The organism is Deinococcus sp. Leaf326, assembly GCF_001424185.1.
GTDB lineage: Bacteria > Deinococcota > Deinococci > Deinococcales > Deinococcaceae > Deinococcus.
Map to the genome: position 1 here is coordinate 1 of NZ_LMOM01000075.1, position 5,615 is coordinate 5,615.

Annotated in this window: 5 protein-coding genes and 2 pseudogenes; 3 read left to right on the forward strand and 4 right to left on the reverse strand. The window is 63.8% G+C overall.

Annotation, left to right across the window (positions count from 1 at the left end; translation table 11 throughout):
• The coding region (locus ASF71_RS19385; protein ID WP_082506218.1) for a hypothetical protein at positions 1-1,229 on the reverse strand (1,229 nt) is incomplete at its 3' end.
• A gap of 202 nt (positions 1,230-1,431) precedes the next feature.
• A complete protein-coding gene (locus tag ASF71_RS19390) occupies positions 1,432-1,965 on the reverse strand; it encodes a hypothetical protein (protein WP_056303190.1) in 534 nt (177 codons plus the stop codon).
• Between the two features lie 1,006 nt (positions 1,966-2,971).
• On the opposite strand from ASF71_RS19390, the gene ASF71_RS19395 reads away from it, so the two are divergent.
• Together ASF71_RS19395 and ASF71_RS19400 are read left to right on the forward strand one after the other, a co-directional pair.
• Complete coding sequence (locus tag ASF71_RS19395) at positions 2,972-3,691, forward strand: hypothetical protein (RefSeq protein ID WP_056303193.1); 720 nt, start codon at positions 2,972-2,974, stop codon at positions 3,689-3,691.
• 237 nt (positions 3,692-3,928) lie between these two features.
• Positions 3,929-4,501, forward strand: a complete 573-nt coding sequence (locus ASF71_RS19400; protein WP_056303195.1) for a hypothetical protein — start codon at positions 3,929-3,931, stop codon at positions 4,499-4,501.
• A gap of 7 nt (positions 4,502-4,508) precedes the next feature.
• On the opposite strand, the pseudogene ASF71_RS25390 reads toward ASF71_RS19400, so the two are convergent.
• Both ASF71_RS25390 and ASF71_RS19405 read right to left on the reverse strand, forming a co-directional pair.
• Positions 4,509-4,748 (reverse strand): annotated as a pseudogene (locus tag ASF71_RS25390) (MBL fold metallo-hydrolase); the annotation flags it as partial.
• A 1-nt stretch (position 4,749) separates the two neighbouring features.
• Positions 4,750-5,372, reverse strand: a pseudogene (locus ASF71_RS19405) (MBL fold metallo-hydrolase RNA specificity domain-containing protein); the annotation flags it as partial.
• Positions 5,373-5,428: 56 nt separating this feature from the next.
• Here ASF71_RS19405 and ASF71_RS25395 point away from each other — a divergent pair.
• A partial coding sequence (locus tag ASF71_RS25395; protein ID WP_235514629.1) for a hypothetical protein occupies positions 5,429-5,615 on the forward strand: 187 nt, incomplete at its 3' end.

Below are 5,615 nucleotides of genomic sequence, written 5' to 3' on the forward strand. Positions count from 1 at the left end.
TCGCTCAGGGTCTCGGTCGCCACGGCATACGTCGTGCAGGCCGGGCGCTGGGCGAGCAGGCTCGACGTGACGATCAGGTTCTGCCGTGCCGCGATGCTCAGCGTGCCGGTGTATGCGGCCGACGCCGGCGTGAATGCCCGGACCTGCAGGTCACCCGGCGCCTGCACCAGAGCCGGCACATCCGACAGGATCACCGTGGACTCGGTCACGGCACCCGGGGTCTCCTTCCCGCTCGTCGAGGGCACGCCTACGCCATTGGCCACCCGCACCACGGACATGCGGCCGCGCGACGTGGGCGTGAGCACGTACTGATCACAGCTGTTCGTGGTGCACACGTACAGGCCAGTGCCACCCTCCCACGGGTAGAGCACGACTTCCCGCACGTTGCCGGGAAGATTGAGGCCTGCACGGCCGTTCGTCATGTCCGGGAGGGTGACCCGCCCGGTGCCCATGCCCAGGCCTCCCGCAAAGTTCGGGCAGGTCGCCACGCTCTGGTCACAGGGATACCCGCCATTTCCCCCGAACTGATTGACCGAGACCGTCGTATTTCCCACGCGGATCTCGCGTTGCTCGGACGTCAGCCCTCCCGGCCACGCACTGCGACCAGCCGCCAGCTGCACCTGCCCATTCACCTGCACCGGCCCGTCGAAGATCATGTCTGCCGGCACGGTCCCCAGCACGTTCGTCAACACCTGGTAGGCCGTGATGGGGAGTGACCCGGTCGCGGCATTCGCGAATCGCAGCTGGCCGGGCAGCACCCGGGTCCGCTGCGCCTGCTCGTTGCCCTTCGTCACGATGCCCAGCTGCAAGGGCACCCGGTAACTCACGACGTTCCCCTGCACGGCCCGAATGGTGGTGTCCCCTGTGGAGGCCCCCCCACAGGTCGTCGTACCCCCGATCGACAGGCGCTGCTCGACCGTGGCGGTCCCGCAACTGAGCCACCCTTCCATCTGGGTCGACAGTGACGTCCGGTACGTCCCACTTTCCAGATTGCCGGTGGACTGGTCCGTGACCCCCTGGGGGAGACCGGTCAGGACCCCCGTGATCAGGCGAGGAGCACTGAAGGCTGCCTGGGCATTGAGCTGCGCATCCTGCGTGCGCCGGTCCGTCGTCAGGACGTTCGCCCGAGTGGCCACCGCCTGAATCGTCATAAGTGCGGCCAGGACCAGAATGATGAACAACACGATCAAGACCGCGTTGCCTTGCTCTCGATGGGAGGAAATCGACATGCTCACATTCTCAGGTGCGTTCTGGTGGGCGCACCCAGCAGGCGCCTCGGCCCACCCCCACTACCTCCAAAAGCACGCGTAGACCATTCGTGTCCTGGCGCGGATTTTCCCAAGGTGTCCGTATGTGCATGTGGGTATTACTTGCCTGATAAACAACAACATCCGGACACCTTGAAAAAGGAGGCCCGAACAGCCCGATGTCTCAGGGCTGCTGAGCGTTCGGAAGATGCCAGTGAGCCAACGGCACCCCTGGGGAGAGTGCTCCTGCGTAAGAGGTGATGTGGAGACCGAGCATGGGATGGGTCGTGATCCATCCGGCGCCCCGCATCAAGCGCAGGTCGATCTGCACCTCGTCCTCGGTCAGGGTGAGGCCGTGCTGCTTCCTCAGCTTCTGGCGGAGGGTGGCCACTTTGACGCTTGCTGTGTTCCGCCCGACATCTGATAGGACGACGCCCTTGACCAGTTCGAAGTCGTGCGAGAGGTCAGCGACTCCGTCCGACATCCAGACCTGGTAACCCACTGGCATGACTTGTGGGCGCGTAAGCCGACGCTGGAGATCTCCGGGGGCGAGCACCCACCCCAGCTTCACCAACTCCCCCAGCGCCCCATAGACGGCCGACACCTCGATCTTGAGAGCCCTCGCCATCGCGCCCACGTAGACGGAGCCCCCCAGCATCAACACCTCGCTCCGCACCAACTGATCCAGCACCTGCCCAGAAACGCCCTGTGCATCCATCGCTTTACCCTACTCGCCCAGCACTCCAACAGGACTCGTATTTCAGCTTGTGTCCTGGCGCGGGTTTTCCCAAGGTGTCCGTATGTGCATGTGGGTATTACTTGCCTGATAAACAACAACATCCGGACACCTTGAAAAATGGCAGAACACCAGACCCTTCAGGGCACAGCAACCCGCCTCTCCTCGGTCCTGGCTGTAAGGACCACCAGAACCAACCGTACGCTTCAGAAGGGAGGAATGAGGCCATGACATGCCCTCGCACTTCTCGCTCCAACGACTGTGGAATTCGTCCTGGAATTTGTTCTCATAAAAGTTCTTCGCGGAAAAAATTCGCGTGTGGCACGGTGGATTTCTCATGCATACGCCCTGCGATAAAGTACACCGTTGCTTACAGGGAACGTCCCTGAGCGTCAATCGGCAGCCTGGGAATCTCTGAACGCCCTGGTCTCTGAACGACCTCAACATTCCACTGTTCTGCGCTCCTCGGAGCCGGAATTTCTCTCCAACCATAGACACCTCCGAGGTACACCGAAATGCCCAATGACCACAAGAAAGCTACCCCCCTGGCCTCTGCTCAGCAGGAAGGATTGGACGTATACGAGCATGCCCGCACCCTCCTCAAACGCATGGGCATTACCTCGGTGCAGGAAGCGAAACGGCAGGCTATCGGGATGACCCCCAAAGAACTCCGGCTCATTTTCCCGCGATAACGAGCGATCTCTGCTCGCGCCGTCCCGACCTCGGAGTCGTTACCGACCGGCGTAAGAATGCGCTTTTAAGCCTCATTTTGGTTGGGCAGCAGGGAACTTTGCATCGGCCAACCAGAATGCCGCCTATACTCAACTCATGTAGCGATAACTGACAGCAGGCCGAACAAGGGGACACACGGCCCCATCACAAGAAGAAAACCCACCCGGCCAGGTGAGTTTCGCTTCAGATTCAGGGGTTAAGGGGACAAACGCCGTCAGATAGCGTCACCTTAACACCCATAACGAGGTGTTGCAAGATGTTGGACGCACAACTGAAGATGACGCTCCTTGAGGGGGTCCTCATAGGCCGGATCAGCGCCTATGACGCCACTCGAACCCTCCTCGAACTGGTCGGACTGACGACCTTCGAGCGCGCGGTGCAGGCCTCCCCACACAGCTGCCCGAAAACCTTGCGGCGGGTCTTCTCCCAGGGCAAATCGCTGATTGAATTGCCCACCCTTCCAGGGGATGCCCCCATCCCTCTCCAAGAGATCGACGTGGAGCTGACCGCTCTGGCCGCTGAGGCGAAAGTGGATCCCAAGCAGGTGATCTCGTCCGTCCTGCGCTACGGCAACCCCTTCGCGCGCGTGAAAGGGGTGCTGGAGGACCTGCGGGCCCTGGTGGTGAACGAGTGCCGGGTGACCAATCCGACGGGGCTCTTCGTCCGGCTGATGCGCTCTGGGGAGGATGTGCGGTTGCCGGCGAGCGTGCAGGCGAAGCGGGAAACGAAAGCGAAGCATGAGGCCCCGCCGCTCAAGCCCCTGCCAGAGGTGGGGGACTGGGTGAAGTACCAGGGCGACTGGCTAAGGGTCGAGGCCGTGCTCGAGCGCAAGATCCGCCTCTATGCTCCAGAAGGCCGGTACTACCACTACTTCGCTGAGGACTCCGATACCGACGTCTCCTTCGAACAGGCCCGGCTGTTGCCCAGGCAGGCCATGCCGCCGGTAAGTTCTGGAGGCCAGCTGCCGCTCGGCTGAACGAGCAAACAATTCAACGGCCCTCCGGCTCGATCTCAGCGACCCGGTACTGCATTTCGCGTGGCTTGAACATGAGGCTGATCTGGACGAGCGTGTCGGTGACACTGGCCGCTGCAGCTCTGCTGGCTTGCAGCTGATCGCCAACGGTGTCGCGGGCGTTGCCTCGCCGACGTCGTCTGCGGTCCAGGGTTCGCTCAAGGCGGTGGAGGCCGCTTGCGGCGCGCCTTATGCTCAGGCATGGCCTTCCTGAACTCCCTGGTGCTGGCGTACCGTCCGGTGGTCGCCGTCACGCCTCAGACGGACGTGCTCTCTTGTGGGCACGAGCGGGCCCGCGTCGATCTCACGGCTGCTGGGACGCATCTGAGGGAACTGGGCCTCCCACGCTTCGCCCGGACGCGCCTGTGCCCGCAATGCAGGCGGGAACCGAACCCGAAGGCTCTGGCGAAGGTGACGCACGACCCCACCCCGGTCTCTCGGCAGCGTGCGTCCGACTGGGGGCAACTCACTCGAACAGAGCGGGAGCAGGCTGAGGTCATCCTTCAGGCTTTGCCGGGGGGGGCGGATATCAAGATGGACGGGTGGCTGACGATGGATCCAGAGCAGCGAGCGACGATCGCGCAGATCGGCGAACGGTTCGCGGCGGGACTGGGTCTGACGTTCAGAGAATTTATGGGGTTACGGGTTGAACCCGCGCCGTATGTGACAGCGGCCGGGTTACGCCGGTTGCAGGCCTCGCCGAAGGAAAAGGAACGGCGGCGAGAGGCGAGCGATATCCGGTGGCTGGCGGCGGAGCGTGCGCGGAAGGGGTAGGCCAAGGTCAATGCGTCGGGGTGGTCGTTTCAGCGTTCAAGGGGGCTTCCTCCAGCTGCTGGCCGGCCAAGGCATCCTGGTCGCGCTCCTTGAGCTTGAGGCGGCTGAGCTTGCCTCGCAGCACCTCCAAGGTGTACTCGCCTTCGCCGAACAGCGAGGCATCCAGGCTCTTAGGCAGCTCGATGATGAGCGCGTGCCGCTCTGCGTCGTACTGTACGTCCACCTTCCCTCGGGCGTGTCGTTCCTTNCTGAGCTTGCCTCGCAGCACCTCCAAGGTGTACTCGCCTTCGCCGAACAGCGAGGCATCCAGGCTCTTAGGCAGCTCGATGATGAGCGCGTGCCGCTCTGCGTCGTACTGCACGTCCACCTTCCCTCGGGCGTGTCGTTCCTTGAGCGCCTCAAGTTTCTTGGGGGTGGTGTTCAGGAACCCCCCGCGGCGCCGGCCACTGTCCCGGAGCGTGACGACTTCCCCCGCTTTGGGCAGCGCCACGTCGTGCCGGGTATCCAGGTAGCCCGCGAGCGTGTTCCGAGGCCGGACATCCCCGTGCGTCAGGAGGATCTTGCCGGGCCGGTACCGGGCGATCATGCCGAGCAGCCCACCCTGGTCCGCGTGCGCCGAGAGGTAGAAGCGCTCGACGCGGGCATAGGCCGGCACCGGCTCCCGGCCCCCACGTCCGTTCGGCAGAAGCACGTCACCGCCCTGCTGCAACTCCAGCAGCCGACGCCCCGGCGACTCAGCGTCCTGGTAGCCCACGACGAACAGGGCATTGCTCGCCTCCGGAAGCCACGCCCGCGCGTAGATCGGACTGGCCCCCGCGTGCAGCATCCCACTCGACGCCACGACGACCGCCGGACCGTCCGACCCCAGGATGCGCTCGCGGTCCCGGCGATCCCCGACGAGCGTGACGGTACCCCCAGGAAGATGGGTTGCCCACTGGACTTCCGGCGATTCTGCAAGGCCTGCGGAAGAAGGGGCAGCAGTTCCTCGTACGTCTGCGTCATCTGCCGGGTCAGGCCATCGAGGTACAGGGGCACRCTGGGCAGCAGGCCACTGGCCATGCTYGTCTGGAGGATCTGGGTGATCTCCTGCGCCCGACCGAGCGCGAACGAGGGG